25 protein-coding genes are annotated in these 25,925 nt (G+C 58.9%); 15 read left to right on the top strand and 10 right to left on the bottom strand.

All coding sequences use genetic code 11. The features are described from left to right. Positions 1-32: 32 nt before the first annotated feature. The 5 genes from pheP to IM284_RS07165 all read left to right on the top strand — a co-directional run bounded on the left by pheP (position 33) and on the right by IM284_RS07165 (position 6,124). Positions 33-1,421: a phenylalanine transporter gene (gene pheP, locus IM284_RS07185; RefSeq protein WP_047367642.1), complete on the top strand. Its 1,389-nt coding sequence runs from the start codon at positions 33-35 to the stop codon at positions 1,419-1,421. 244 nt (positions 1,422-1,665) lie between these two features. Beyond that, entirely contained in the window at positions 1,666-2,901 is a 1,236-nt protein-coding gene (locus IM284_RS07180; protein WP_059357452.1) for an MFS transporter, read from the top strand. Between the two features lie 15 nt (positions 2,902-2,916). Further along, positions 2,917-3,942, top strand: a complete 1,026-nt coding sequence (locus IM284_RS07175) for a sugar phosphate isomerase/epimerase (RefSeq protein WP_047367643.1) — start codon at positions 2,917-2,919, stop codon at positions 3,940-3,942. Beyond that, positions 3,935-5,077, top strand: a complete 1,143-nt coding sequence (locus IM284_RS07170; protein ID WP_047367644.1) for a Gfo/Idh/MocA family protein — start codon at positions 3,935-3,937, stop codon at positions 5,075-5,077. Before IM284_RS07175 ends, IM284_RS07170 begins: the two co-directional genes overlap by 8 nt. Positions 5,078-5,152: 75 nt before the next feature. Beyond that, positions 5,153-6,124: a LacI family DNA-binding transcriptional regulator gene (locus IM284_RS07165; RefSeq protein WP_047367645.1), complete on the top strand. Its 972-nt coding sequence runs from the start codon at positions 5,153-5,155 to the stop codon at positions 6,122-6,124. On the opposite strand, the gene IM284_RS07160 is transcribed toward IM284_RS07165, so the two are convergent. Both IM284_RS07160 and IM284_RS07155 read right to left on the bottom strand, forming a co-directional pair. Further along, entirely contained in the window at positions 6,125-7,369 is a 1,245-nt protein-coding gene (locus IM284_RS07160) for a mechanosensitive ion channel family protein (RefSeq protein WP_047367646.1), read from the bottom strand. A 65-nt stretch (positions 7,370-7,434) separates the two neighbouring features. Beyond that, complete coding sequence (locus IM284_RS07155; RefSeq protein WP_047367647.1) at positions 7,435-8,871, bottom strand: MFS transporter; 1,437 nt, start codon at positions 8,869-8,871, stop codon at positions 7,435-7,437. Between the two features lie 107 nt (positions 8,872-8,978). Here IM284_RS07155 and IM284_RS07150 point away from each other — a divergent pair, with 107 nt between their 5' ends. The 4 genes from IM284_RS07150 to IM284_RS07135 all read left to right on the top strand — a co-directional run bounded on the left by IM284_RS07150 (position 8,979) and on the right by IM284_RS07135 (position 11,254). Continuing rightward, positions 8,979-9,848, top strand: coding sequence for a helix-turn-helix transcriptional regulator (locus IM284_RS07150; RefSeq protein ID WP_047367648.1), 870 nt, complete (start codon positions 8,979-8,981; stop codon positions 9,846-9,848). A gap of 139 nt (positions 9,849-9,987) precedes the next feature. After that, the gene (locus tag IM284_RS07145) at positions 9,988-10,317 is read left to right on the top strand and encodes a type II toxin-antitoxin system RelE/ParE family toxin (protein WP_028012246.1); all 330 of its coding nucleotides are present in this window, start codon (positions 9,988-9,990) and stop codon (positions 10,315-10,317) included. Continuing rightward, complete coding sequence (locus tag IM284_RS07140) at positions 10,298-10,585, top strand: helix-turn-helix domain-containing protein (protein WP_028012247.1); 288 nt, start codon at positions 10,298-10,300, stop codon at positions 10,583-10,585. Before IM284_RS07145 ends, IM284_RS07140 begins: the two co-directional genes overlap by 20 nt. 78 nt (positions 10,586-10,663) lie before the next feature. Continuing rightward, complete coding sequence (locus IM284_RS07135; protein ID WP_047367649.1) at positions 10,664-11,254, top strand: hypothetical protein; 591 nt, start codon at positions 10,664-10,666, stop codon at positions 11,252-11,254. A 27-nt stretch (positions 11,255-11,281) separates the two neighbouring features. Here the strand turns inward: IM284_RS07135 and nfsB are convergent, their stop codons facing one another. The 3 genes from nfsB to IM284_RS07120 form a co-directional block, all read right to left on the bottom strand. After that, on the bottom strand, positions 11,282-11,935 hold the full coding sequence (gene nfsB, locus IM284_RS07130) for an oxygen-insensitive NAD(P)H nitroreductase (RefSeq protein ID WP_047367650.1): 654 nt from the start codon (positions 11,933-11,935) through the stop codon (positions 11,282-11,284). 120 nt (positions 11,936-12,055) lie between these two features. Then, complete coding sequence (locus tag IM284_RS07125) at positions 12,056-12,424, bottom strand: MmcQ/YjbR family DNA-binding protein (RefSeq protein ID WP_028012250.1); 369 nt, start codon at positions 12,422-12,424, stop codon at positions 12,056-12,058. Then, entirely contained in the window at positions 12,414-13,004 is a 591-nt protein-coding gene (locus IM284_RS07120) for a TetR/AcrR family transcriptional regulator (protein ID WP_028012251.1), read from the bottom strand. Before IM284_RS07120 ends, IM284_RS07125 begins: the two co-directional genes overlap by 11 nt. Positions 13,005-13,194: 190 nt before the next feature. Between IM284_RS07120 and IM284_RS07115 the strand changes: the two genes are divergently transcribed. Both IM284_RS07115 and IM284_RS07110 read left to right on the top strand, forming a co-directional pair. After that, entirely contained in the window at positions 13,195-14,298 is a 1,104-nt protein-coding gene (locus tag IM284_RS07115; RefSeq protein ID WP_047367651.1) for a RomA family MBL fold metallo-hydrolase, read from the top strand. A 32-nt stretch (positions 14,299-14,330) separates the two neighbouring features. Then, positions 14,331-14,672: a RamA family antibiotic efflux transcriptional regulator gene (locus IM284_RS07110; protein ID WP_028012253.1), complete on the top strand. Its 342-nt coding sequence runs from the start codon at positions 14,331-14,333 to the stop codon at positions 14,670-14,672. Between the two features lie 56 nt (positions 14,673-14,728). Here IM284_RS07110 and IM284_RS07105 read toward each other — a convergent pair whose 3' ends face one another. Continuing rightward, entirely contained in the window at positions 14,729-14,977 is a 249-nt protein-coding gene (locus IM284_RS07105) for a DUF1158 domain-containing protein (RefSeq protein ID WP_041910998.1), read from the bottom strand. 488 nt (positions 14,978-15,465) lie between these two features. On the opposite strand from IM284_RS07105, the gene IM284_RS07100 reads away from it, so the two are divergent. From IM284_RS07100 to IM284_RS07090, 3 genes are all read left to right on the top strand, one after another. Continuing rightward, positions 15,466-18,174, top strand: coding sequence for a cation-transporting P-type ATPase (locus IM284_RS07100; RefSeq protein ID WP_047367652.1), 2,709 nt, complete (start codon positions 15,466-15,468; stop codon positions 18,172-18,174). Between the two features lie 83 nt (positions 18,175-18,257). Next, complete coding sequence (locus tag IM284_RS07095; protein WP_047367653.1) at positions 18,258-19,322, top strand: efflux RND transporter periplasmic adaptor subunit; 1,065 nt, start codon at positions 18,258-18,260, stop codon at positions 19,320-19,322. A gap of 9 nt (positions 19,323-19,331) precedes the next feature. Next, positions 19,332-22,466 carry an efflux RND transporter permease subunit gene (locus IM284_RS07090; RefSeq protein WP_047367654.1) on the top strand — a complete coding sequence of 1,045 codons (3,135 nt, stop codon included), beginning with the start codon at positions 19,332-19,334 and terminating at the stop codon, positions 22,464-22,466. Here the strand turns inward: IM284_RS07090 and IM284_RS07085 are convergent. Beyond that, positions 22,417-23,538 carry a YbdK family carboxylate-amine ligase gene (locus IM284_RS07085; RefSeq protein ID WP_047367655.1) on the bottom strand — a complete coding sequence of 374 codons (1,122 nt, stop codon included), beginning with the start codon at positions 23,536-23,538 and terminating at the stop codon, positions 22,417-22,419. The genes IM284_RS07090 and IM284_RS07085 overlap by 50 nt on opposite strands. 105 nt (positions 23,539-23,643) lie before the next feature. Here IM284_RS07085 and IM284_RS07080 point away from each other — a divergent pair, with 105 nt between their 5' ends. Beyond that, complete coding sequence (locus IM284_RS07080) at positions 23,644-24,534, top strand: oxidoreductase (protein ID WP_047367656.1); 891 nt, start codon at positions 23,644-23,646, stop codon at positions 24,532-24,534. Positions 24,535-24,585: 51 nt separating this feature from the next. Here IM284_RS07080 and IM284_RS07075 read toward each other — a convergent pair whose 3' ends face one another. Genes IM284_RS07075 through IM284_RS07065 form a run of 3 tightly spaced genes read right to left on the bottom strand, consistent with a single transcriptional unit; the run spans position 24,586 to position 25,875 of the window. Next, a complete protein-coding gene (locus IM284_RS07075; RefSeq protein WP_047367657.1) occupies positions 24,586-25,020 on the bottom strand; it encodes a hypothetical protein in 435 nt (144 codons plus the stop codon). Further along, the gene (locus tag IM284_RS07070; protein WP_047367658.1) at positions 25,017-25,373 is read right to left on the bottom strand and encodes a tlde1 domain-containing protein; all 357 of its coding nucleotides are present in this window, start codon (positions 25,371-25,373) and stop codon (positions 25,017-25,019) included. Before IM284_RS07070 ends, IM284_RS07075 begins: the two co-directional genes overlap by 4 nt. Before the next feature lie 10 nt (positions 25,374-25,383). Beyond that, complete coding sequence (locus IM284_RS07065) at positions 25,384-25,875, bottom strand: Hcp family type VI secretion system effector (protein WP_047367659.1); 492 nt, start codon at positions 25,873-25,875, stop codon at positions 25,384-25,386. Positions 25,876-25,925 lie beyond the last annotated feature (50 nt).

Raw genomic sequence — 25,925 nt, 5'->3', positions numbered from 1 at the left:
TGCCCCTTCTAAAAAAGAGACAGGGGTAGGGCGTGAAAGACGCGTCATCCGCTTCAGGCCATGGTCGCGCTGAAGCCTCGTCGGATCAGAATCCGACGCTGCAACGTGGTTTGCAAAATCGACATATTCAGTTAATTGCCCTCGGCGGCGCAATCGGTACCGGGCTGTTTCTCGGCATCGGCCCCGCCATTCAGATGGCCGGCCCGGCGGTTCTGCTGGGTTACGCTATCGCCGGGATTATCGCCTTCCTGATCATGCGCCAGCTCGGCGAGATGGTCGTTGAAGAGCCGGTGTCAGGCTCCTTCGCGCACTTTGCCTATAAATACTGGGGCCCGTTCGCAGGCTTCCTCTCCGGCTGGAACTACTGGGTGATGTTTGTGCTGGTGGGGATGGCGGAGCTGACCGCCGCCGGCATCTACATGCAGTACTGGCTGCCGGACGTGCCCACGTGGATCTGGGCGGCGGCCTTCTTCATCATCATTAACGCCGTTAACCTCGTCAACGTGCGCCTGTATGGTGAAACCGAGTTCTGGTTTGCGCTGATCAAGGTGCTGGCGATTATCGGCATGATCGGCTTTGGCCTGTGGCTGCTGTTCTCCGGCCACGGCGGCGAGCGTGCCACTATCGACAACCTGTGGCAGCACGGCGGCTTCCTGGCGACCGGCTGGAAAGGGCTCATCCTCTCGCTGGCGGTGATTATGTTCTCCTTCGGCGGTCTGGAGCTGATTGGCATTACCGCGGCCGAAGCGCGCGATCCGCACAAAAGCATTCCGAAAGCGGTCAACCAGGTGGTGTACCGTATTCTGCTGTTCTATATCGGCTCGCTGGTGGTGCTGCTGGCGCTTTACCCGTGGGTGGAAGTGAAATCCGACAGCAGTCCGTTCGTAATGATTTTCCACGATCTGAACAGCAACGTGGTGGCTTCGGCACTGAACTTCGTCATTCTGGTGGCCTCTTTGTCGGTGTACAATAGCGGGGTCTACTCCAACAGCCGTATGCTGTTTGGCCTCTCCGTACAGGGCAACGCACCGAAGTTCCTTACCCGCGTCAGCCGCCGCGGCGTGCCGGTCAATTCGCTGTTCCTTTCCGGCGCGATTACGTCTCTGGTAGTGCTAATTAACTACCTGCTGCCGAAACAGGCCTTTGGCCTGCTGATGGCGCTGGTTGTGGCGACGCTGCTGCTGAACTGGATCATGATCTGCCTCGCGCACCTGCGTTTCCGCGCGGCGATGCGCCGCAAGGGGCGCGAGACGCAGTTCAAAGCGCTGCTCTATCCGGCGGGGAACTACCTCTGTATCGCGTTCCTGGCGTTGATTCTGGTGCTGATGTGCACCATGGATGAGATGCGGCTTTCAGCAATGCTGCTGCCGGTATGGGTGGTGTTCCTGTTTATCGCGTTTAAGCTCTCACGCAAAAAGTAGCCCGTTTTTCTCCCTCTCCCACAGGGAGTGGGCTGGGATGAGGGCAACAGACCGCACCAAACCAGACCGCACCTGCCTTCACGCCCGGTGGCGCTGCGCTTACCGGGCCTACAAAACACTGCTTCATCTTTATCGTGACCCCCCTCCCAAATCTTCTACGATCCACAGGATCTTTATTTTGTAATCGATTACTTTTCATTTGAGTTGTTTTGTAATCGATTACTTTTTCCGGGTGAGGCTTATCATGGTGTCAACTGAAAGTAGTGAAAAGGCGATAGTGCAGCACCGGCTACTGGTGCCGCGGCTGTCGCTGATGATGTTTCTGCAATTTTTTATCTGGGGTAGCTGGTCGGTCACGCTTGGCCTGGTGATGACCCAGCACAACATGTCTCTGCTGATTGGCGATGCCTTCTCCGCCGGGCCCATCGCCTCGATTCTTTCGCCGTTCGTGCTCGGGATGCTGGTGGACCGCTTCTTCGCTTCGCAGAAGGTGATGGCGGTGATGCACCTCGCGGGCGCGGCGATCCTCTGGTTCGTGCCGGGGGCGCTGATTGCCGAGAACGGCGCGCTGCTGATTGGCCTGCTGTTTGGCTACACGCTCTGCTACATGCCGACGCTGGCGCTGACCAACAACATCGCGTTCCATAGCCTGGCGAACGTGGATAAAACCTTCCCGGTGGTGCGCGTGTTCGGCACCATCGGCTGGATCGTGGCGGGCATTTTCATCGGCGTCACCGGCGTGGCGTCCAGCGTTACCATCTTTAAGGTAGCGGCGGCCAGCTCCGTGCTGCTGGCGCTTTACAGCCTGACGCTGCCGCACACGCCTGCGCCCGCGAAAGGCCTGCCGGTGAAGGTGCGCGATCTCTTCTGCGCGGATGCCTTTGCGTTGCTCAAAACCCGCCACTTTTTCGTCTTCTCCGTCTGCGCGATGCTGATCTCCGTCCCGCTCGGCACCTATTACGCCTACACCGCCTCGTATCTGGCGGATGCAGGAATTGCCGACGTCAGCACCGCCATGTCCTTCGGGCAGATGTCCGAGATCTTCTTCATGCTGGTCATTCCGCTGCTGTTCCGCCGCCTGGGGGTGAAGGTCATGCTGCTGATCGGCATGCTGGCGTGGTTTGTGCGCTACGCCATGTTCGCGCTGGGCGTCAGCGAGGAGGGGCGCATTCTGCTGTATCTCGGCATTCTGCTCCACGGCGTCTGCTACGATTTCTTCTTTGTCGTCGGCTTTATCTACACCGACCGGGTGGCAGGCGAAAAGGTCAAAGGCCAGGCCCAGAGCATGATCGTGATGTTCACCTACGGCATCGGCATGCTGCTTGGCTCGCAGATTTCCGGCGCGCTCTATAACCGCCTGGTGGCAGGGCAGACCGTGCCGCAGGCGTGGGTGACATTCTGGTGGATCCCGGCGGTAGCGGCCGCGGCGATCGCGCTGATTTTCCTTCTCACGTTTAAGTATGACGATGACAAGGCGTAACGTTCAGGAGGTGGTATGAGGACGATGAAAGGACCCGGCATTTTTCTGTCGCAGTTTATTGGCGCAGAAGCGCCGTTTAATTCGCTCGACGGGCTGGCTGAATGGGCGGCAGGTAAAGGTTATAAGGCGGTGCAGATCCCCTGCAACCATCCGCACATCTTTGACGTCGAGAAAGCGGCGGAGAGCCAGGCCTACTGCGATGACATCGCCGCTACGCTGGCCGCGCACGGGCTGGTCATTAGCGAACTGTCTACCCATCTGGAAGGGCAGCTCGTGGCGGTGAACCCCGCCTACAGCGACGCGTTTGACCACTTCGCGCCCGCCGCCGTGCGCGGTAACGATGCGGCCCGTCGGGCGTGGGCCACGGAGAAGCTGAAGCAGGCGGCGGTCGCCTCGGCAAGATTAGGTCTGAAAGCGCACGCCACCTTCTCCGGCTCGCTGGCGTGGCCGTTTTTCTATCCGTGGCCGCCGCATAACGAGCAGCGTTTTCAGGAAGCGTTCGAGGAGCTGGCAACCCGCTGGCGGCCAATACTGGATACCTTTGGCGAGCAGGGGGTGGACGTCTGCTTTGAGCTGCATCCCGGGGAAGATCTGCACGACGGCGTGACCTTCGAGCGTTTTCTGGCGCTGGTGGATAACCATCCGCGCTGCAACATCCTCTTTGATCCGAGCCATATGCTGCTCCAGCAGATGGACTATCTGGCCTTTATCGACATCTTCCATGCGCGCATCAAGGCGTTCCACGTGAAGGATGCCGAGTTCCGCCCCAGCGGGCGCAGCGGCGTGTACGGCGGCTACCAACCGTGGATCAACCGCGCCGGTCGCTTCCGTTCGCCCGGTGACGGGCAGATCGACTTTAAGGGCATTTTCAGCAAGCTGACCCAGTACGACTACGACGGCTGGGCAGTGCTGGAGTGGGAGTGCTGCCTGAAGGATGGCGATACCGGCGCGCGCGAAGGCAGCGAATTTATCCGCCGCCATATCATTCCCGTTTCCAGACGGGCGTTTGACGATTTCGCCGCAGGGGGCAGTCATGATTAACGTCGGGATCGTCGGCAGCGGGTTTATTGGCCCGGCACATATCGAGGCGCTCAGGCGCCTCGGGTTTGTTCAGGTGGTCGCGCTGTGTGACGGCTCGCTCGTTAAGGCGCAGGAAAAGGCGCGCCTGCTAAACGTACCGCACGCGTACGGCAGCGTTGAGGAGCTGCTCGCGCACCCTGATTTGCACGTGGTGCACAACTGCACGCCGAACCACCTGCACGCACAGATTAACCGCCAGATCCTGCGCGCGGGCAAGCACGTGTTTTCCGAAAAGCCGCTGTGCATGACGCCTGAGGAGGCGCGCGAGCTGGTGGCGCTGGCGGAGCAGGCGGGCGTGGTGCATGGCGTGAGCTTCGTCTATCGCCAGTTTGCGATGGTGCGTCAGGCGGCGAGCATGCTGCGCGCAAGCAGCCTCGGGCGGATTTTTGCCTCACACGGCAGCTACCTACAGGACTGGATGCTGCTGGAAACCGACTACAACTGGCGGGTGGATGCCGCGCTCGGCGGCGCATCGCGCGCGGTGGCGGATATCGGCTCCCACTGGTGCGACACGGTGCAGTTCGTCACCGGGCGGCGCATTACCGAGGTGATGGCGGATCTCTCCATCGTCTGGCCGACGCGCAGGGCCAGCAAGGGCGGGAATCAAACCTTCTCCCATGACGAACAGGCGGAGTATGAAGACAAACCAGTCACGACCGAAGACTTCGGCTCGGTGCTGTTCCGCTTTGACGACGGCAGCAAGGGCTGCTTTAGCGTCTCGCAGGTGAGCGCCGGGCGTAAAAACCGCCTGACCTTTGAGATCAACGGCAGCGAGCGCTCGCTGGCGTGGGACCAGGAGGTGCCGCAGCAGCTGTGGATCGGCCATCGCGCGCAGGCAAACCAGACGCTCACCGACGATCCGGGGCTGATGAACCCTGACGTTGCCGACAGCGCCCATTTCCCCGGCGGGCACATTGAAGGCTGGCCTGACGCCTTCAAAAATATGATGGCGCAGTTCTACCGCGCCGTGCAGGCGGGCGCAATGCCGGAGACGCCGCAGTTTGCGACGTTTCACGATGGCGCAAACGTGATGTATATCATTGATGCCATAGTGAAAAGCCATCAGCAGCAGCGCTGGGTGCGCGTGGAATGCTGACGCATTGCCCGGTTCGCCGGGCAACAAATTTATGGTAGCCTGCACAAAACGCTAACCGCAGGATGTATCGTCGCTATGTCAATTCAGAAAATCGCTCAGCTGGCCGGGGTTTCCGTGGCAACGGTCTCCCGCGTGCTGAATAACAGCGACACCGTGAAGGCGAAAAACCGCGAGCGCGTTCTGCAGGCGATTCAGGAGAGCAACTACCAGCCAAACCTGCTCGCCCGTCAGTTGCGCACCGCCCGCAGCTATATGATCCTGGTGATGGTGTCCAACATCGCCAACCCGTTCTGCGCCGAAGTGGTGAAGGGCATCGAAGCCGAGGCGGAGAAAAACGGCTACCGCATTCTGCTGTGCAACTCCGGCTCGGACATCGAGCGCTCCCGCTCGGGCTTGAGCCTGCTCTCCGGCAAAATCGTCGACGGCATTATCACCATGGACGCCTTCTCGAAGCTGCCGGAACTTGCCGCGCTGATTGGTTCTGCACCGTGGGTGCAGTGCGCCGAATACGCCGATGCGGGCGCGGTCTCCTGCGTCGGCATCAATGATGTGGACGCTTCACAGCATGCCGTCAGCCAGCTGGCCGACGGCGGTCGCAAGCGTATCGCGATGATCAACCACGATCTCAGCTACAAATATGCCCGCCTGCGCGAACGCGGCTACAAGAGCGTGCTCCACCTGCGGGATCTGGACTATCAGGCGGTGGAGTATGCCAGCGATCTCAGCTCCGGGGCGGGCATGGCGGCGATGCAAAACCTGTTAAAAGATAATCCGCCGGATGCAGTATTTGCCGTTTCCGATACGCTGGCGGCGGGCGCGTTGCGCGCCATTCAGCAGGCAGGTCTGCGAGTGCCAGAGGATATTGCCGTGGTCGGCTTTGACGGTACGGAGCTGGCGGACATGATTTCACTTACCACCATCGAACAGCCGTCGCGGGATATCGGGCGCAAGGCGGTCAATCTTCTCTTAAACAAAATCGACAACCCGGATGCGCCCACGGAAAGGGTAATGATGGACTGGCGCTTTATTTCCCGCGCCAGCACCTGATTATCTGGCAATAACGCCTGCCAGGGAGCGAATATCGTTCCCGGTAGGCGACTGGTGAATACGCAGGCCAAACTCATCCACTACCGCGAAAATATGGTCGAAGATATCGGCCTGAATATCTTCGTATTCCGCCCAGATTACCGTATTGGTAAAGGCATATATTTCAATCGGCAGCCCGTTGGCATCCGGCGCCAGCTGGCGCACCATCAGCGTCATATCGTTACGAATATGCGGATGGTTACGCAGATATTCATTCAGGTAAGCGCGGAAGGTGCCGATATTGGTCATCTTGCGCAGGTTTAATACCGATTCCCCTTCGCCGTTCTGCTGATTCCACAGGCTAATTTCCTCATGCCGCGCGGCCAGATAAGGCTTCAGCAGTTTCGCCTGAATCAGCTTCTGCTGCTCCTGCTCGTCGAGAAAATGAATGCTGGTGGTATCGATATTCAGGCTGCGCTTGATGCGTCGCCCGCCGGAGGCGGACATCCCACTCCAGTTGATAAAGGCGTCGGAGACCAGCGCCCACGTCGGAATGGTGGTGATGGTGTTATCGAAGTTGCGTACTTTAACGGTCGTCAGGCCGATGTCCGTCACCGTACCATTAGCGCCGTACTTCGGCATCTCCAGCCAGTCGCCGAGCTTGAGCATGTCGTTGGCGGAAAGCTGAATACCCGCCACAAGGCCGAGTATCGGGTCTTTAAACACCAGCATCAGGACGGCGGCCATCGCACCCAGACCGCTGATCAGAATCGCCGGGGACTGGCCGATCAGCAGGGAGATAATCAATATCCCCACCAGGATAGCGCTCACCAGCTTGATGCCCTGGAAGATCCCCTTCAGCGGCAGCTGCGAGGCGGTCGCCATCTTTTGCGACAGATTAAATATCACGTCCAGCAGCGAGAAGAAGGAGAGCAGGGCATACACCATCACCCACAGCTTCGCGCAGGTGGTGAGTATTTCCGCCGCTTCGCTGCCTTTTTGCAGCCACAGTACTGCCTGAACGTTGACGATTATCCCCTGCAGAGTAAAGGCCAGACGGTGAAATAATTTATTCTGGGTAATAATTTGCAGCCATAAATGGCTACTGGCCTGCGCGCGTTTCTCGAATGCGCGCAGCACCAGTTTGTGCAAAATAAAATGAACAATGATGGCGGTGAGAAAAATAATACCAAAGATAATCACTAAAGAGGTGGTGTGATTAATTTCAATCCCTAACTCTTCAACCTGAGCAATTAATTCCTGCATAACGTCTCCTGTATTGATGCAGCCCCATAATGGCGGCTGCGGATCTATTATGCAAATTCACAGGATTATTTGGCGGCCTCACAGACCTTCACTACCGGCAGGCAGAGACGATGACGCATGCGCAGCGTCGCCAGCGCCAGGATAACCATCAGGCCGGTTTCTACCGCCAGGAAAAGGGTAATCGCCTGCGCGTAATCCTCGTGGTAATTCTGCAGCCCGTGCAGCAAAATCGCCCCGAAAATGGCCGGTCCCAGACCCAGCGCGGCCTGCTGCAGCGTGCTGAGAATGGCGCTTGCGGCCCCTGCGTCGTCAGGCTGGATATCGCGCATCCCGATGCGGTAGAAGCTGTTTACAATCAGCGCCTGACCGTAGCCCACCAGCCCGGTGGCAGGGGCCAGCGTCAGCGCGGTGTTGTTCACGCCCCAAAGGCGGAACGTCGCGATGAGCGCCAGCAGGCCGATTATCTGAATTGCCAGACCCGTCAGCAGAATCGTGCTGGTACTGTAGCGGGCAATCAACCGCGGCGCGAACCAGGCAGAGATAAAATAGGTCACGCCCAGGGCGATAAAGCTGTTCCCGGACTGCCACGGCGCCATCCCCAGACCGGTCTGCATGGTCAGCGCCATACAGAACATAAACCCGGACCAGACGCTGAAAAAGAGCAGCGCAATCACGATGCCAAAGCGAACGCTGCGAAGCTGAAGCAGGCGTGGCGGGATCAGCGGATGGGCATTCTCTCTCTCCTTTTTGCGCGCGTTCCGCGCCATCAGCCAGGCCAGCGGAATAATGGCAAGAAGCATAACCTTCAGCGACCACGGCCAGTGCCACTGCGGACCGAGCGCCATCGGGAACAGCAGGCAGCAAAGAATGAGGGCCAGCAGCACGGTGCCTGTCCAGTCGATGCGCGACGGCGTTTCACGACGGGTTTCCGGCACGTAGCGGCGGCTTAACGCCAGCACCACCAGACAAATCGGCACGTTGATAAAGAAGGCGTTACGCCAGCCCAGCCCGGCGATATCCGCCGACACCAGCCAGCCGCCGCCCATCTGCCCGACGATAAACGCAATCCCGCCAATGCCGCCAAACAGGCTAATGGCTTTCGCGTGGGCGCTACCTTTTAGCGTGACGTGCAGCGTGGCGAGGATCTGCGGCATGATGAGCGCTGCCCCCGCGCCCTGAACGATGCGTGCGGCCAGCAGTTGTTCAATATTTCCCGCCATCCCGCACAGCAGCGAGGCCAGCCCAAAAACTGCCACGCCCCACATAAACAGGCGACGGCGGCCAAGGTTATCCCCCAGCTTGCTGCCGAGCGCAAGGCAGACGGCAAAGGCCACGCCGTAGAGAGCGACAATGAGCTCCAGCTCGGTGGCGGTGGCATGCAGCGAGTGGGTGATGGCGTCCAGCGCCACGTTGGTGATTGAGGTATCAATCATCGGCAGCATCTGGCCGGTTAACAGCAATATCAGGCCTGCGCGACCCGGTGAAACAACTGACGTATTCATGGTAACTCCATTGCGTCATTCATCAGATGGTCGTAGCATCAACCATCTGATAAACGGGTACCAGTTCTTGCTTATACTGGTACTGGCACTACCATGCAGGGGGATTTATGGCCTTGATGTCTGAACCCGTCACCTCACTTCAGGATGACACCCGAAAACAGCTGGGGGCATTTTTACGTGCCCGGCGGGAAAGCCTCGATCCCCAGCGTCTCGGCCTGCCGCGCAGCGGTCGACGGCGCACGCCGGGCCTGCGCCGGGAGGAGGTGGCGATGCTCGCTGACGTGGGCGTGACCTGGTACACCTGGCTTGAGCAGGGCAGGGACGTCAACCCCTCCAGCGCAGTGATGGCCGCCATCGCAAAAGCGCTGCAGTGCACCCCGACCGAGGCCCGGCATCTTTTCGTGCTCGCCGGCTTGCCGCCGGGTGAAGCCCCGCAGGCGGTCTGCTGCGAGGGTATCAGCGAAGGCACGCGCCGTCTGCTCGATACCCTGATGCCTAAACCCGCCAGCATTCAGAAGCCCAACTTCGACATCGTCGCGTGGAATGACAGCTTCGGGCATCTCATGGGCGTCGATTTCAACGCCATCCCGCCGGAAGACCGCAACTGTATTTACCTGTTCCTTACCCATCCGGCGTGGCGCGCTCGTCTCGGCAGACGCGACGACGTGCTGCCGATTTTCGTCTCCTATTTCCGCGCGGCGATGGCCGAACACCGGGGCGACCCGCTGTGGGAGGCCAAACTGGCGCGCTTCTTCGCGGTGTCCGAAGAGTTCAAAACCCTGTGGCACCAGCGCAACGACGTGCGCGGCGTGGAGAACCAGCTCAAGCTGTTTACCCATCCAGAACTGGGAGATTTTACGCTGCAGCAGATGTACTGGTACTCCGCGCCGCGAAACGGATCGCGGCTACTGGTGTATCTCCCGGTGGATGAGGCGGGGGAAAGGGCGATGGAATGGCTGGCGGCGCAGGGGAAGTAAGTTTTTTGCGAGGCGCTTTCAGGTAATCAAAGCGGCTCCGGTTCTTCCTGTTAAAAATGGGTAAGGTGGGACACGAAAAGCTAAATTAGCCTTTAATGCAAATTGCCTTATATGCTAATATCATCAGGGATGAAATATCGTGTTCAGACTTATCGTTCATGAGGCGGTAAGGGAAGAGATTCTCTTACTACCTGCTGGGGTGAAGGCGAAGCTGATTCGCCAGCTTGATAAATTGCGTTTAAACCCGACGGCTCTTCGGGAACCTGACAGCAAACCATTGCCGCATGGCCTGTTTGAAATAAGGACCGTTGGGCTGATCCATACCCGAGGTATCTATGTTTACCAGCGGGAAAAGACGATTTTTCTTTTGCGCGTGTTTGTTAAGAAGACGCAAAAAACGCCCTCTGCTGAACTTCGTCTGGCACTGAAGCGACAACAGGAGATGTTGGATGAGCAAGAAGATTATTGACTGGGATGAACTCAGGGCTGAACTGTTAAGCGATTCAGAGGTTCAGGCTTCCTTTGATGCAGAAGAGCGCAAGGAGCGTTTGCGGGAGATGCTGGCGCAATGGCGCAATCATGCTGGCCTGACGCGCGCCCAGGTGGCGGAGCGGATGGGCGTCAGCGCACCAACGGTATCAAGAATGGAAGCGAATATTACCCGGGCAAGTCTCGATACATTAACGCGTTATGCGCTGGTGTGCGGGATAAAGCATCCGCAGATTACGCTTTATTGACGCTTAATCAACTTACTGAATTTACGCGATTTCTATTGGAAGTTAAGTTGACTATACTTATGCGATGAGAAACAACTAATGATTGATTCCGCAGAGTTCAGCCAAAAACTCGGGCTTATCTCCCGAAACGTCGAACATACCGAAGCATTTCTGGCGCGGGGTACTGCGGATTTTCATCTGCCGGGGTTCTTGCTGCCTGTCGGATACCGGCTTTTAAAATCGCGTTATGGTGATGAATATCGTCTCGTGACTACCGATGACGGTAAGCCTTATACGGCGTATGCCGTGAAGCTTACATTTCATAAAGAAATTACCTTTCCCCACGGTGCCGCCACGCAGGTGATGGTGTGGCGCACCCCGCGCGCCGTCCACCAGCGCGTAATAAGCGGATTACCGCAATTATTTTTCCAGTGGGTGCTCAGCGAATACGACATCGTAGTCTCCGACAGCGAGCAAACGGGGGACGGGCAACGGTTCTGGCTGCGCATGATCGACTGGGCGTTCACCATGAACTATCGCATTAGCGTGGCAGACGGTACAGTGGGAGAAGAATGGACGTTAACGCCCGTAAACTCTTACGCCGAGCTGGAAGAGCGCTGGATTGCCTTTGCCTGGGGAAGCGATCGCGATGTGCATCCACACCGCAGGCTGGTCATCAGTAAAACGTAACGGGCCGCGTGCTGCGACCCGTTTGAATCAGCACTCAGTCACAATCGTGCTCAGCGGCAGACGAGACTTCGGCAGCGTGGCGTTAAAATCTTCCACGCTGTGGTGCCCGACCGGGACCACCACCAGGCTGGTGAAGCCTTTCTCTTTCAGGCCAAACTCTTCATCCAGAATCGCCGCGTCAAAGCCTTCAATCGGCACCGCGTCCAGACCCATCGCGCCCACGCCTAGCAGGAAGTTACCGACGTTCAGGTAAACCTGTTTCGCCATCCACTGGTCGTCATCTTTCAGATCCACGCGGTGCATATCGGCGAAGTAGGTGCGGCCCTTATGGTTCGCGGCTTTGGCTTCCGGCGTGTTGAAACGGCCATCGGCCTCTTCCTGGTCGACAACGCGTTCCAGCCAGGCGTCGTCCATCGCGGTTTTCGCGCAGAACACCACCACGTGAGAGGCGTCCAGCATTTTGCGTTCGTTGAACACGTAAGTGCCCGCGGCGGATTTTGCCACGCGGGCTTTTCCTTCCTCGGTGCTGGCCACAATGAAGTGCCACGGCTGGGAGTTGGTGCTGGACGGGCTGTACTGCAGCAGGGTTTTGATTTTCTCTGCTTCTTCAGCGGTCAGTTTTTTGGTTGGGTCGAACGCCTTAGTAGAGTGGCGTTTCAGGGCGACAGAAATGATATCCATAACTACTCCTGGTAATGAAATTCGCCCGTGCGCGGGCGCGAAAGGAGAGCAGATTACCGCGCGAAGCGGCAAAAGATAAGTGCGATTCGAGCGGTTATACTGTTCGGCACAGACGAACAATCAGGCAGGGCGTATCCATTTCTGGTCTTTTTTCGGCAGCTTATCGACGACCAGGTTCCACGAATCCTCGATCAGGTCGGCGACCAGTTCTGGCGTGATGTCCTCGGTGCCGTAGAGCGAAATCCAGTGTTTTTTATTGAGGTGGTAGCCCGGCTCAACGCCACGGTAAATCTGCTGATTTAACAGGGATTTTTCCGGGTCGGATTTCAGGCTAACGTGGGGGCGTCCGTGCGCGGTGGCCATCAGCATAAAAATTTTCCCGCCCACCTTAAACACGTCGTACTCGGGGCCAAACGGCCAGCAGTGTTCGGTGAAAGGCATCTCCAGCGCGACGCGTTTTGCGTGCGCCTGCAGGGATTTACTGTCCATCGTTATCCTCCTGAGCCAGCCCGCGCCACATGGCTTCGAAACCCAGCGCTTTAAAATCGGTGGCGCGGGACGGATCGCGGGTGGCAAACTCCATGGTGGTTTCCGCCAGCGATAAGAAAAGCGCATCGCCAAACGTTTTGAATTCATCGGACATAAACACCGGGCGCACCGAACGGCGGCATAGCTCGTGAAGTTCCGGGAACATCTCTTTCACCGCCTGTTCCGTTTCAGCGCTTAGCTTTTCACTCACGCCAATCTGGCGGATCGCCGCATGCGCAACGGGGTTACGAATCCCCCAGTCCACGTAGCTGTTCCATATATTGCGGGTATGCTCTTTAGGAAGCGTGAGGGTGCGATCAAGGTTCGCCAGCATGGTCTGGCAGAGATCCTGCTTGAGGTGCAGGTAAAGGGCATTCAGCAGATCGTCTTTAGTAGCAAAGTAGCGAAACAGCGTGCCTTCAGCGACGCCCGCATTACGGGCAATTAACGCCGTTGAGGCGGCAATACCTGACTGTGCAAATGCCACCGTCGCGGCTTCCAGTAAGGCCTGTTTTTTATCTTCACTCTTCGGACGTGCCACTAAATTTTTCCCCCTTTCAATTATAAAAACCCTGATTGAAACACGTGCTTTGACACGCTGCAACGCGGAATGTCAAAGATCGAAAACGTCTTGACGACTTTATCATCATATCTATAATGAGTGCTTACTCACTCATAATCAAGTTTCCCTCGCGTAAACCATCGGATGGCGCGCGTTTTCGGGTCAGGATATGAAAAAGCCTCTCTTCATCTGCGTGGTGTTCCTCATGATTATTGCTTCAGCTGCGAGTTTACCGTTTGTTCTGAATGCCGGATTTGGCCAGCCGCCGCAGGGTGCGCAGCTCACCGAAGTGGAGGCTTCTCCGCACTATCGCGACGGGAAGTTCCACAACGCGCTCCCGACGCCTGGCTTTACCGGGCAGCAAAACATGCTGGTGGCGTGGTGGCAGTTCCTGACCCGTAAAACCGAAAACGCTCGTCCGGCGCAGCCGCTGCCGCTGGTGAAAACCGATCTGGCGAGCCTGCCTCTGGAGCAGGATACGCTGGTGTGGCTCGGCCACTCCTCGTGGTATATGCAGCTGGCGGGAAAACGCATTCTGATCGACCCGATCCTCGGCAACTACGCCGCGCCGTTCTCGTTCCTCAATAAAGCGTTTGCGGGAGAGTATCCGTGGCGTGCGGAGAGCATGCCGGAAATCGACCTGCTGATTATCTCGCACGATCACTACGACCATCTGGACTACGCCACCATCCGGGCGCTGCTGCCGAAGGTGAAGCGCGTCGTTACGCCGCTCGGCGTGGGATCCCACCTGCGCTACTGGGGAATGAAGCCTGAAATTATCGACGAACGGGACTGGAACCAGTCGGTGCACATCAGCGATGCGCTGACGGTTCATATCCTGCCCGCGCGCCACTTCTCGGGGCGCGGCATTAAGCGTGACCAGACCCTGTGGGGCAGCTTCATGTTTGTCACGCCAGAGCAGAAGGTCTACTACAGCGGCGATTCCGGTTATGGCCCGCACTTTAAGGCCATCGGCGAGCAGTTTGGTGAAGTGGATTTAGCCATCATGGAAAACGGCCAGTACGACCAGGACTGGAAGTACATCCACATGCTGCCGGATGAAACGGCGCAGGCCTCGGCGGACCTCAATGCGAAAGCGGTGGTGCCGGGGCATAACGGACGCTTCGTGCTGGCGAAACACACCTGGAACGATCCGCTGATCCAGTTGGCGCGGGCCAGCAAGGACAAAAACTATCGGCTGCTGACGCCGGAGCTGGGTGAGCCGGTCCGGGTGAGCGATAGCACGCAACAATTTCGTGAGTGGTGGGAATAATGTTGAACCAAGAAACAGAGGGGGAGAGCAGCATGACGATTTCCGCTCAGGTCATTGATACGATTGTCGAATGGATCGATGACAACCTACACCAGCCGCTACGCATCGAAGAGATCGCCCGCCACGCGGGTTACTCCAAGTGGCATTTACAGCGGCTGTTTATGCAGTACAAAGGCGAAAGCCTGGGGCGCTACATCCGCGAGCGCAAGCTGCTGCTGGCGGCGCGGGATCTGCGTGAATCTGACGAGCGCGTGTACGAAATCTGCCTGCGCTACGGCTTTGAATCGCAGCAGACGTTTACACGCATCTTTACCCGCACCTTCCATCAGCCGCCCGGGGCTTACCGCAAAGAGAACCATAGTCGGGCGCATTGAAATTGACGAAACAAAGGCCGGGTAAGGCATCGCTGCTACCCGGCTTTTTTATTGGCCTACGACGCCAGTGAAAACCAGCGGCGCCAGACGAAACGCAGGATGAAGAATTCGATAGCGCCGAGCAGTAAAAACCACACGCAGAACAAAATGGTGTAGAGCTGGTTCAGATCGACCATATGAAAGGTTTGAACCAGCTTCTGCGCCAGCACCAGACCCAGCGACGGCGCGGGTAGCAGTAAGCAAGAGATCAGGGCCATCAATAAAATGCCCCCCGCAGTCAGCAGCGATTCCAACGGGTGTTTCATCGTAATGTTAATCGTCAGTTAAAAATGTCATTGTCCGGCATCCTTTAACGTAAAGCAATATCAACCCGTCGGCCCTTTTTTAATTAAATAATTCCTTCCCCCGAAGAATAATGCGTGGAAGGAGAATAATTTAATCCTGATGATTAAATTAATATCGCGCTATGTAAATAAATGTCTGCATCACGAAAATAATTTTACAAACATATAGGTGCTATATCCAATTAACGTCGCAATAACAATGGCTGCGACAATGTATAACGCCAGGCGCCGTCCGCGATAAATACCAAACATGGTTCCCCCTCGTTTAGGATTGGTTTAGAAATATTTTGTAAAAATCAGCTCGTCGAAATAATTTTAATCAATTTTGAATAACCCAGTGGTAAATATATTGCGGTAGATCAATTTTACCCGCAAGACTTTAAAATCAATTTATTTAAGCCAGAAAGGAATTCAGGCTTCTGTTCACCGGATATTGAAGGAAAAATATGATGACTGAAAAAAAATACTCCCCAAACGTGCCGCCTTCCGGCGGGCTGGCATACCAGCAGACCGCAGAGCAGGTGCTTACCCACGTGCAGAGCCAGGCCAGCGGTCTGGATCGTGCAGAGGCGCAGGCGCGTCTGCAAAAAACAGGGCCGAACGCGCTGCCGGAGAAAAAAGGTAAACCCGCCTGGCTGCGTTTTTTGGCCCATTTTAACGATGTGCTGATTTACGTTCTGCTGGCCGCCGCGGTATTAACGGCGGTAATGGGTCACTGGGTCGATACGCTGGTAATTTTGGGCGTGGCGGTCATCAATGCGCTAATTGGCCACATTCAGGAAAGCAACGCGGAAAAATCGCTGAAGAGTATTCGCAATATGCTTTCCAGCGAGGCACGCGTTATTCGCAACGGCAACCATGAAACCATACCAACGACGGAAATAGTTCCGGGCGATATTATTGTATTGCGCGCGGGGGATCGTATTCCGGCGGATATGCGTTTAATCGAGGCGCATAATTTACGCGTGGAGGAGGCGATTCTGACCGGTGAGTCCACCGTGGTGGATAAACACACGAATCCGCTGAGCGGCGAATTACCGCTGGGCGACCGCACCAATATGGTCTTTTCCGGGACGACCGTGAGCGCAGGCGGCGGCGTCGGCGTGGTCACCGCGACCGGTAAGGATACGGAACTCGGCCACATCAACCAGATGATGGCGGGCATTGAAAAGCACCGTACCCCGCTGCTGGTGCAGATGGACAAGCTGGGTAAAGCCATCTTCGTCATTATTCTGGTGATGATGGCCGCGCTGTTCGTCTTCAGCCTGATGTTCCGCGAGATCCCGATGGGCGAGTTGCTGCTCTCCCTGATCAGCCTGGCGGTCGCCTCCGTACCGGAAGGCCTGCCGGCGATTATCTCCATCATCCTCTCCCTGGGCGTGCAGGCGATGGCGCGCAAGCGGGCGATTATCCGCAAGCTGCCGACGGTTGAAACCCTGGGCGCGATGACCGTGGTCTGCTCGGATAAAACCGGGACCCTGACCATGAACGAGATGACGGTAAAAGCCATCATCACCGCCGACGTCTGCTACCGCGTGGACGGTAACAGCTACGAGCCGGTAGGCAATATCTACCTGGAAGGCAGCGACGAGCCGGTTCACATCCAGCCGGGCACCGTCCTGGAGCAGTACCTGCGCACCGTTGACCTGTGCAACGACAGCCAGCTGATTCAGGACGAGCGTGGCCTGTGGGGCATCACCGGCGGGCCAACCGAGGGCGCGCTGAAGGTGATGGCGGCCAAGGCCAGCCTTGAGCCGGTAGCGACCACGCTGGTTAACAAGATCCCCTTCGACTCGCAGTACAAGTACATGAGCACCCACTACCAGATTGGCGGTGAGGAGCAGATTTTGATTACCGGCGCGCCGGACGTCATTTTCGCCCTGTGCAACCAGCAGCAGACGCGTAACGGTGCTCAAGCGTTCAACCGTGCGTACTGGGAAACGGAGATGGAGCGCTATGCGCGTCAGGGGCTGCGCATGGTTGCCGCGGCGTTCAAACCGGCGAACGGTGGGCAGGAGCTGACGCACGACGACCTGAGCCACGGCCTGATCTTCCTCGGCATTGCCGGAATGATGGATCCGCCGCGCCCGGAAGCGATTGATGCGATTAACGCCTGCCAGCAGGCGGGGATCCGCGTCAAGATGATCACCGGGGATCACCCGCAGACGGCGATGAGCATCGGCCAGATGCTGGGGATCAGTAACAGCGAGCAGGCGGTCACCGGCTATCAGTTGGAGAAAATGGACGATGCCGAGCTGGCGGAAGCGGCGGTGAAGTATGACATCTTCGCCCGTACCAGCCCGGAGCATAAGCTGCGCCTGGTGAAAGCGTTGCAGGATAAAGGCGAAATCGTCGGCATGACCGGCGACGGCGTAAACGATGCCCCGGCGCTGCGCCAGGCGGACGTCGGCATCGCGATGGGCATCAAAGGCACGGAAGTCACCAAAGAGGCGGCGGACATGGTCCTGACGGACGATAACTTCGCCACCATCGCCAGCGCGGTGAAAGAGGGGCGTCGCGTTTACGACAACCTGAAGAAAACCATCCTGTTCATCATGCCGACCAACCTGGCGCAGGGGCTGCTGATTGTGATTGCGCTGCTGGCGGGGAACATCATTCCGCTAACGCCGGTGCTGATTTTGTGGATGAACATGGCGACCTCCGCCACGCTCTCCTTCGGCCTGGCCTTTGAGGCCGCCGAGCGCAACATCATGCGCCGCCCGCCGCGCCAGACCGGGCAGCACGTAATGGACGCCTACGCCGTGTGGCGCGTGGCCTTCGTCGGCACCATGATTGCCATCGCCGCCTTTGCGCTTGAAGCCTGGCTGGCCCCGCGCGGCCACAGCGCGGAGTTCATCCGCACCGTGCTGCTGCAGATGCTGGTCTGCGCCCAGTGGGTGTACATGATTAACTGCCGCAACACCGAAGGGTTCTCCCTCAACCGCGGCCTGCTGGCGAACAAAGGGATCTGGCTGGTGACGGGCGTACTGTTCCTGCTCCAGGCGGCCATTATCTACCTGCCGTTTATGCAGATGCTGTTCGGCACCGAAGCGCTGCCGCTGCGCTACTGGTTCGTGACGCTGGCGGTGGCTGGGGTGATGTTCTTCGTCGTCGAAATCGAGAAGCGACTGACCCGCAGGTTCCGTAAGGCTGCATAACGAAAATCTTACCCCTCACCCTAACCCTCGCCCCTTTGGAGAGAGGGCCGGGGTGAGGGGAGAAACAACGCTGAGGTACTCCCATGAAACTTCCACTCCTGTTCGCCCTTCTTGTCAGTACCCTGCAACCCGTCTTCGCCGCCGCGGTCCCCGTTCGCGTCGCCACCGTGGAGCAGACCGCCCATGCCGCCGAGCGCCAGATCCCGGGCCGCATCGAAGCCATTCACACCGTTGAGCTGCGCGCGCGTACGGAAGGCGTGATAACGAAAATCAACTTCCGCGACGGGCAGTACGTGAAAAAAGGCGACGTGCTGTTCGAGCTGGACGACGCCGAGCCGCGCGCTGCCCTGCGTCTGGCGCAGGCTGAAGTGAGAAGCGCTGAAGCCACGCTGCGTCAGGCGCAGCAGCAGCTTTCCCGCTTCGAAAGCCTGGGCAGCAGCAACGCCATCAGCCGTCACGACGTGGATAATGCCCGCATGCAGCGCGACGTGGCGAGCGCCGCGCTGGAGCAGGCGAAAGCCCGGCTCGACACCCGCAGCGTCACCCTGAACTACACCCGCATCACCTCGCCGATTGACGGTCGCGTGGGCCACAGCCAGTTCCATGTGGGCAGCCTGGTGAATCCTGCCAGCGGCGTGCTGGTGGAGGTGGTGCAGCTCGATCCCATCCGCATCGCCTTTGCGCTGGAGGAGGGGGCGTTTGCCACCAAAGCCGGACAGCACGCAGATATCAGCGCCATGAAGCAGGCCTGGCAGGCGCTGATCGACAGCAACGGTCAGCGCGTCGGCGGGGAACTCACCTCCGTGGACAACCGCATCGACCCGCGCACCGCCAGCGTGATGCTGCGCGCCGAGTTCGCCAACCCGCGCCATCAGCTGCTGCCCGGCGGCAACGTGAATGTTTATCTGCGTCCGGCGAGCGAGCAGCCGGTGCTGACGCTGCCTGCCGCCGCGGTCCAGCAGAACGGCGACGGGTTCTTCGCCTGGGTGGTTAACGCCGACGGCAACGCCGAAAGGCGCCCGCTGAATGTGGCCGGCCAGATCGGCCAGCAGTTTCAGATTGCCTCCGGCGTGAAGCCCGGTGAGCGAGCGATTACCGACGGCGCGCAGCGCGTGCAGCCCGGCGCTGCCGTCCAGATACTCAATTAAGGAGCCATCATGCTGACGTTTTTCATCAAACGCCCGCGCTTCGCGATGGTGATTGCGCTGGTCATCACCCTGCTGGGGGCCATCGCGCTGAGGATTATTCCGGTAGAGCAGTACCCGCAGATCACCCCGCCGGTGGTGAATGTCTCTGCCAGCTGGCCGGGCGCCAGCTCGGCTGACGTGGCGGAGGCCATCGCCACGCCGCTGGAGACGCAGCTTAACGGGGTGGATCACATGCTCTATATGGAGTCCACCAGTTCGGATGAAGGCACCTACAGCCTGAATATCACCTTTGCGGCGGGGACCGATCCGGACCTCGCCGCCATCGACGTGCAAAACCGCGTGGCGCAGGCCGTGGCGCAGCTGCCGACCGAGGCACAGCAAAACGGCGTGCAAGTGCGCAAGCGCGCCACCAACCTGATGATGGGTGTAAGCCTTTTCTCACCGAACAACACCCACACGCCGCTGTTTGTCAGCAACTACGCCAGCACGCAGGTGCGCGAGGCGCTGTCGCGTCTGCCGGGCGTGGGACAGGTGCAGATGTTTGGCGCGCGGGACTACAGCATGCGCATCTGGCTGCGTCCGGACCGCATGAACGCCCTGAACGTGACCACCGATGACGTGGCGCAGGCGCTGCGCGAGCAGAACGTGCAGGGGGCGGCGGGCCAGATCGGTACGCCACCGGTATTCAACGGTCAGCAGCAGACGCTGACCATCAACGGGCTGGGGCGCTTAAGCCAGGCCGAAGACTTTGCCGACATCATTATTCGCGCCGGGGAGATGGGCCAGCTGGTGCGCATGAAGGACGTCGCCACCATCGAGCTCGGCTCGCGCAGCTACAGCTCGGGCGCCCAGCTGAACGGGCATGACTCTGCTTACCTTGGCATCTACCCAACGCCGTCCGCCAACGCCCTGCGCGTGGCCGACGCGGTGCGCGCGGAGCTGGAGCGTCTCTCGACGCGCTTCCCGGACGACCTGGTCTACGAGGTAAAATTCGACACCACCACCTTCGTTGCCGCCACCATTAAAGAGATTGGCGTCTCGCTGGCGCTGACCATGCTGGCGGTTGTGGTGGTCGTTTCCCTGTTCCTGCAAAGCTGGCGCGCGACGCTGATTGTCGCCCTCGCCATTCCGGTGTCGCTGGTGGGCACCTTTGCGGTACTCTACGCGCTTGGCTACTCCGCCAACACGCTGAGCCTGTTCGCCATTATTCTGGCGCTGACCATGGTGGTGGATGATGCCATCGTGGTGGTTGAGAGCGTCGAAACCCTGATGGCGGAAGGGCAGAGCCGCACGGCGGCGACCGCGCTGGCGCTGCGCCAGATCGCCGGGCCGGTGATTGCTACCACGCTGGTGCTGCTGGCGGTGTTTGTGCCGGTGGCGCTCCTGCCGGGAATTGTGGGCGAGCTGTACCGCCAGTTCGCGGTGACGCTCTCCACCGCCGTCACGCTCTCAAGCCTGGTGGCGCTGACCCTGACGCCCGCGCTCTGTGCCATGCTGCTGCGCCCGCGTCCGGCGAAGCCTGCCGCCATTTTTCGTGGGTTCAACCGTGGGCTGGACGCCACGCGCACGCTTTACACCCGGATAGTGAGCGTATTCAACCGGCGTCCGTGGCTGGCGCTGCTGGCCACCGCAGGCGCGGCGGCAGTAGTGGCGTTCAGCTTTATGTCGATGCCAAAGGGCTTCCTTCCGCAGGAAGATCAGGGCTACTTCTTCGCCAGCGTCCAGCTGCCGGAGGCGGCCTCGCTGGAGCGCACCGAAGCGGTGATGGCTACCGCGCGCGCGCTGATCGCTAAAAACCCGGCGGTGGAAGACGTCATTCAGGTCTCCGGGTTTAACATCCTCAACGGCACCAGCGCCTCCAACGGCGGGTTTATCTCCATCATGCTGAAGGACTGGAGCGAGCGCCCGCCGCTGGACGAGGTGATGGGCACCCTTCAGCGCCAGCTGCTGGCCCTGCCGGAAGCGACCATCATGACCTTCGCGCCGCCGACGCTGCCGGGGCTGGGCAACGCCTCTGGCTTCGACCTGCGCATTCAGGCGCAGGCAGGGCAGAGCCCGGCGGAGCTGGAGCGCGTCACGCGTGAGGTGCTGGCAAAAGCCAACCAGCATCCGCAGCTGAGCCGCGTGTTCACCACCTGGAGCAGCAACGTGCCGCAGCTAACGCTGACCGTTGACCGCGAGCGTGCGGCTCGCCTCGACGTGCCGGTGTCGCGCATCTTCAGCAGTCTGCAAACCGCCTTCGGCGGCACCCGCGCCGGGGATTTCAGCGTCAACAACCGCGTCTACCACGTGGTGATGCAGAATGAGATGCAGTGGCGCGAGCGCGCGGAGCAAATCAGCGAGCTGTTCGTACGCAGCAACAGCGGCGAGCGGGTGCGTCTGAGCAACCTCGTCACCATCACGCCGACCGTCGGCGCGCCATTTATTCAGCAGTACAACCAATTCCCGTCGGTATCGGTAAGCGGTTCGGCAGCGGAAGGGGTAAGCAGCAGTACCGCGATGGCGGCGATGGGCGAAATTCTGGCGCAGAGCCTGCCTGCCGGGTACGACTACGCCTGGAGCGGCATGTCGTATCAGGAGCAGCAGACCGGCAACCAGGCGGTATGGATTGTGCTGGCGGCGGTGGTGATGGCGTGGCTGTTCCTCGTCGCCCAGTACGAGAGCTGGACGCTGCCGGCGAGCGTGATGCTTTCGGTGCTGTTCGCCATCGGCGGGGCGCTGGTCTGGCTGTGGCTGGCGGGCTACGCCAACGACGTGTACGTGCAGATCGGACTGGTCTTGCTGATCGCCTTAGCGGCGAAAAACGCGATTCTTATCGTGGAGTTCGCCCGCGCGCGGCGGATGGACGGGATGGCGATTGTCGATGCCGCGCGGGAAGGGGCATCGCGCCGCTTCCGCGCGGTGATGATGACCGCCGTGTCGTTCATCATCGGCGTCCTGCCGATGATGCTGGCGACCGGGGCGGGTGCCCAGAGCCGCCGCATCATTGGCACCACGGTGTTCAGCGGCATGCTGGTGGCAACCGTGGTAGGGATTGTGTTTATCCCCGCGCTGTTCGTGCTGTTCCAGCGCCTGCGCGAGTGGGGCCACGGCCTTACGGACTCGTCGCCCACAGCTCGCAGTGCTTCTGCACCAGAGAAATAAGCGAGCCGCCGTCGGCGATGAAGTCCCGCATGCGCTGCGCCTCGCTCTTGCCCTGCTTTAACAGCAGGGCAATTTCATTAATTGCGCTCGTTGCGCCGAGCTTCTCGGCCGACGGCGCAACCTGCTCCAGCAGCCAGGCGATATCCTCCGCCACGGTTTTGTGCTCGCCGGTATGCACGTCCGTCAGAACCCCCTCCAGCCCGTAGCGACACGCCTGAAAACGGTTAAAGCGGTACAGCAGAAAATCCCGCTCCTGGTGCTTATACGGCCGCGTGGTCAGCAGCCAGTGAGACGTGGCCTGGATCAGCCCGGCGATATTAATCGCGTGGCCGAGCGTCAGTGGGGTATCCATCACCCGTACCTCCACGGTGCCAAAATGCGGGCTGGGGCGGATGTCCCAGTGCAGATCTTTAATGCTGTCGATCATGCTGGTAGCGCTCAGGCGGCGGAACAGCCCCTCGAACTCCTGCCAGCTGTTAACCCACGGCATCTGGCCGTTATCCGGGAACCCCGAAAAGATATTGAGCCGCGACGAGGAGAACTTCGTGTCGGTGCCCTGCATGTACGGCGAGGCGGCCGCCAGGGCGATAAAGTGCGGCACGAAGCGCGACAGGCCGTGCAGGAGATAAATGGCGTCATCCCCGGTCCGGCAGCCGACGTGCACGTGCTGTCCGAACACCGTTGCCTGCAAAATCAGGTAGCCAAAGCGCTCCAGCGTGACGTTATAGCGCTCGTCGTCGCACACCTCCTGACGCTGCCATTTCTGGAACGGGTGCGTCCCGCCGCCGCAGATCTGGATGTGCTGCTCCGCCGCCGCGCGCAGGATGCTCTGCTGCATCACCGAGAACTGCGCCGCCGCCTGGTCAATGTTCTGGCACACGCCGGTGGCGATTTCGAGCATGCTTTCGGTGATATCGTGTTTGACTTCACCGCCTTTGATGTCGTCTTTGACGGCGGCGATGAGGGCAGAGGAGTCCTGGCTCAGATCGTAGCCCGGCGGGTTAACCACCTGCAGTTCGAGTTCGATGCCGAGGGTGAACGGTTCAGAGGATTTGAAATCAGGTAAAGGCATGGCGCACTCCGTTGTCTGTTGTGTGTTGAGTATAGACAACGACGTGGCGCTCACTTTTCAGGGTGGTATAACTGTTAGCAGGCTTAGCGAAAAGAGGGGTTAACCATGTCTGAGAATCCAGTTATTGCGCTGATTGGTCCCGGTGCGATTGGCACCACCATTGCCGCGGTGCTGCATGACGCGGGCCGCACGCCGCTGCTCTGCGGACGCACCGCGCATCCGGAATTACGCTTGCGTTACGACGAGGGGGAAACGGTTGTGCCCGGTCCGGTATTCACCGATCCGTCCGTAATTACTCGCCCCGCAGATCTTGTTTTTGTGGCGGTAAAAACGACGCAAAATTCCGACAGCGCCGGGTGGCTGCGCGCGCTGTGCGATGAAAACACCGTGGTCTGCGCGCTGCAAAACGGCGTAGAGCAGAAGGCGCAGCTTGAGCCATTGGTCAGTGGCGCAACGGTGCTGCCGTCGGTGGTCTGGTTCCCGGCGCAGCGCGAGCCGGATGCCTCCGTCTGGCTGCGCGCCAAACCGCGCCTGACGCTGCCGGACGTGCACCAGGCACAGCGGGTGGTGAAGGCGCTTCGCGGTACGCGCTGTGAAGTTCAACTCTCGGCTGATTTCCCCACCGTCGCCTGGCGCAAGCTGCTGCAAAACGCGGTCGCCGGGCTTATGGTGCTGGCCAACCGCCGCGCCGGGATGTTCAGGCGAGAGGATGTCAGCGAGCTGGCGCTGGCCTACCTGCGCGAAGGGCTGACCGTCGCCCGCGCTGAAGGGGCGAAGCTGAACGATGACGTGGCGCAGGATATCCTGGCGAACTTCCAACGCGCGCCCGTGGATTTGGGTACGTCGATTCTCGCTGACCGTCAGGCGGATCGCCCGATGGAGTGGGATATCCGTAACGGCGTCATCCAGCGCTACGGCCGCAAACACGGCATTGCGGTGCCCATCAGCGATGTAGTGGTGCCGCTGCTGGCGGCGGGGAGCGAGGGGCCGGGGTGAAATTCGGTCGGAGAGAAACAAAACCCGGCCGTGGTATGCCGGGTAAGTCTCTTACTTAGCCTGACGGGCTTTCTCTGCTTTCAATTCTTCCATGGTTGCCTCCAGGATCCAGAGGCACTGAGCACCCTCAACCGTCTCCAGCAGCGCCCGGCGGGTACGCTGATAGAACGCGTCGATTTCTTCGGGGGATTTCTCTAAAGGCGGCGTGCAGACAATATCGCTGCCTATCATGTGCGGCCACTTTCCGGCGTCAATGGCGCGGAGCGCTTTCAGCGTTGCGTTCGTGTTTGTTATGAGCGCTGCGGCTAAGGCGTCCTCCAGCTGTTGCGCCTGCTTGACGTCAGCCGTAGCAGACAGGGTAGGAGCTTGCTCAATCCAGTGTGCATCACCAGAGGCGATTCCATTAAGTGCTGATGACCAGTCAGTGCTGGCTGCAATGGCTGGGACGGCGAGCGCACATAGCAGGAGTACGATAGAGTATTTCATCGCACGACCTCAAGGTCACCGCCGTCACGAAGGATTTTACGTCGCGTTGACAGTGAGAGAATGATGCACCCCTCTGATGCAAACCCGGCTGGACCATACTTGTGGTCACCATGAATGCGGAATTCTGAGCGACCAAAACTCTCTCCGGAGGTTTGCTCAAGGATGATTGTAATTGGTCCTTTTGAATTCGAATGACCCGCGATTTTATATGTCCCGCGAGGCAGTGGCCCCAGTCCCTTTACATGCTGACGGTCCGGGTTGTTTTTATTCGTAAGAGCACCGGAATATCCGGTCTCAATTAATTTACCGTCTTCATACATCCTGCCGGTAGACTGCTCATATTTCCATCCCATAACGTTCTCCTTATGCCGTTTTGCGATCATTCCAGCTATCAGAATGCATGATGTTACCGTCGACATAGCGCCAGGTAATTTTTTCATACAGCAGTTCTACCAGCTCAAGATGGTTATGTTTCTCATAGTCAGGATCTTTGACGTCAAGCATCATTGGACAGACGCTGAGGATCGTCACTCCCTCCATAATTGTGGAAAAATATTCCACTTCTTGACCGGCATCGTTGATACGGTAAAACTTCACCTCTGCGGATTTTAGCTTCTGGCCTGTACTGACTGCCTTGTACAAATAGGGGCTGGAGGCGTCGATCTCTTTATCGAAAGAATAAGGGGAATGGACGCGAAGACTTGTTGCTTTGCCGTTATGCTTGTCCGTGGGTTGCATTACGCCGTGGTTCAGTGTGATTAACTCAATACTTCCTTCACGACCATGTATATCGACAGAGCCTTTGATGTCGGCACCACCGTCGTCTTTGAGCCATAAATAAGCGGGAATAGCCATTTGTATAAAACTCCATTTAAGAAAATCCTGAAAAAGCCTTTTGGTTAAGT

Origin of the sequence: Enterobacter cloacae complex sp. P12RS, assembly GCF_014895875.1 — a bacterium.
Lineage (GTDB): Bacteria > Pseudomonadota > Gammaproteobacteria > Enterobacterales > Enterobacteriaceae > Enterobacter > Enterobacter bugandensis.
This window is presented reverse-complemented; position numbering and strand designations above follow the sequence as displayed.

What these genes read in the sequence shown, in the direction of transcription:
- IM284_RS07180 (WP_059357452.1), top strand. Translation starts at nt 1,666, where the DNA reads ATGGTGTCAACTGAAAGTAGTGAAAAGGCGATAGTGCAGCACCGGCTA.
- IM284_RS07175 (WP_047367643.1), top strand. Translation starts at nt 2,917, where the DNA reads ATGAGGACGATGAAAGGACCCGGCATTTTTCTGTCGCAGTTTATTGGC.
- IM284_RS07170 (WP_047367644.1), top strand. Translation starts at nt 3,935, where the DNA reads ATGATTAACGTCGGGATCGTCGGCAGCGGGTTTATTGGCCCGGCACAT.
- IM284_RS07165 (WP_047367645.1), top strand. Translation starts at nt 5,153, where the DNA reads ATGTCAATTCAGAAAATCGCTCAGCTGGCCGGGGTTTCCGTGGCAACG.
- IM284_RS07160 (WP_047367646.1), bottom strand. Translation starts at nt 7,369, where the DNA reads ATGCAGGAATTAATTGCTCAGGTTGAAGAGTTAGGGATTGAAATTAAT.
- IM284_RS07155 (WP_047367647.1), bottom strand. Translation starts at nt 8,871, where the DNA reads ATGAATACGTCAGTTGTTTCACCGGGTCGCGCAGGCCTGATATTGCTG.
- IM284_RS07150 (WP_047367648.1), top strand. Translation starts at nt 8,979, where the DNA reads ATGGCCTTGATGTCTGAACCCGTCACCTCACTTCAGGATGACACCCGA.
- IM284_RS07140 (WP_028012247.1), top strand. Translation starts at nt 10,298, where the DNA reads ATGAGCAAGAAGATTATTGACTGGGATGAACTCAGGGCTGAACTGTTA.
- IM284_RS07135 (WP_047367649.1), top strand. Translation starts at nt 10,664, where the DNA reads ATGATTGATTCCGCAGAGTTCAGCCAAAAACTCGGGCTTATCTCCCGA.
- nfsB (WP_047367650.1), bottom strand. Translation starts at nt 11,935, where the DNA reads ATGGATATCATTTCTGTCGCCCTGAAACGCCACTCTACTAAGGCGTTC.
- IM284_RS07125 (WP_028012250.1), bottom strand. Translation starts at nt 12,424, where the DNA reads ATGGACAGTAAATCCCTGCAGGCGCACGCAAAACGCGTCGCGCTGGAG.
- IM284_RS07115 (WP_047367651.1), top strand. Translation starts at nt 13,195, where the DNA reads ATGAAAAAGCCTCTCTTCATCTGCGTGGTGTTCCTCATGATTATTGCT.
- IM284_RS07110 (WP_028012253.1), top strand. Translation starts at nt 14,331, where the DNA reads ATGACGATTTCCGCTCAGGTCATTGATACGATTGTCGAATGGATCGAT.
- IM284_RS07105 (WP_041910998.1), bottom strand. Translation starts at nt 14,977, where the DNA reads ATGAAACACCCGTTGGAATCGCTGCTGACTGCGGGGGGCATTTTATTG.
- IM284_RS07100 (WP_047367652.1), top strand. Translation starts at nt 15,466, where the DNA reads ATGACTGAAAAAAAATACTCCCCAAACGTGCCGCCTTCCGGCGGGCTG.
- IM284_RS07095 (WP_047367653.1), top strand. Translation starts at nt 18,258, where the DNA reads ATGAAACTTCCACTCCTGTTCGCCCTTCTTGTCAGTACCCTGCAACCC.
- IM284_RS07090 (WP_047367654.1), top strand. Translation starts at nt 19,332, where the DNA reads ATGCTGACGTTTTTCATCAAACGCCCGCGCTTCGCGATGGTGATTGCG.
- IM284_RS07085 (WP_047367655.1), bottom strand. Translation starts at nt 23,538, where the DNA reads ATGCCTTTACCTGATTTCAAATCCTCTGAACCGTTCACCCTCGGCATC.
- IM284_RS07080 (WP_047367656.1), top strand. Translation starts at nt 23,644, where the DNA reads ATGTCTGAGAATCCAGTTATTGCGCTGATTGGTCCCGGTGCGATTGGC.
- IM284_RS07075 (WP_047367657.1), bottom strand. Translation starts at nt 25,020, where the DNA reads ATGAAATACTCTATCGTACTCCTGCTATGTGCGCTCGCCGTCCCAGCC.
- IM284_RS07070 (WP_047367658.1), bottom strand. Translation starts at nt 25,373, where the DNA reads ATGGGATGGAAATATGAGCAGTCTACCGGCAGGATGTATGAAGACGGT.
- IM284_RS07065 (WP_047367659.1), bottom strand. Translation starts at nt 25,875, where the DNA reads ATGGCTATTCCCGCTTATTTATGGCTCAAAGACGACGGTGGTGCCGAC.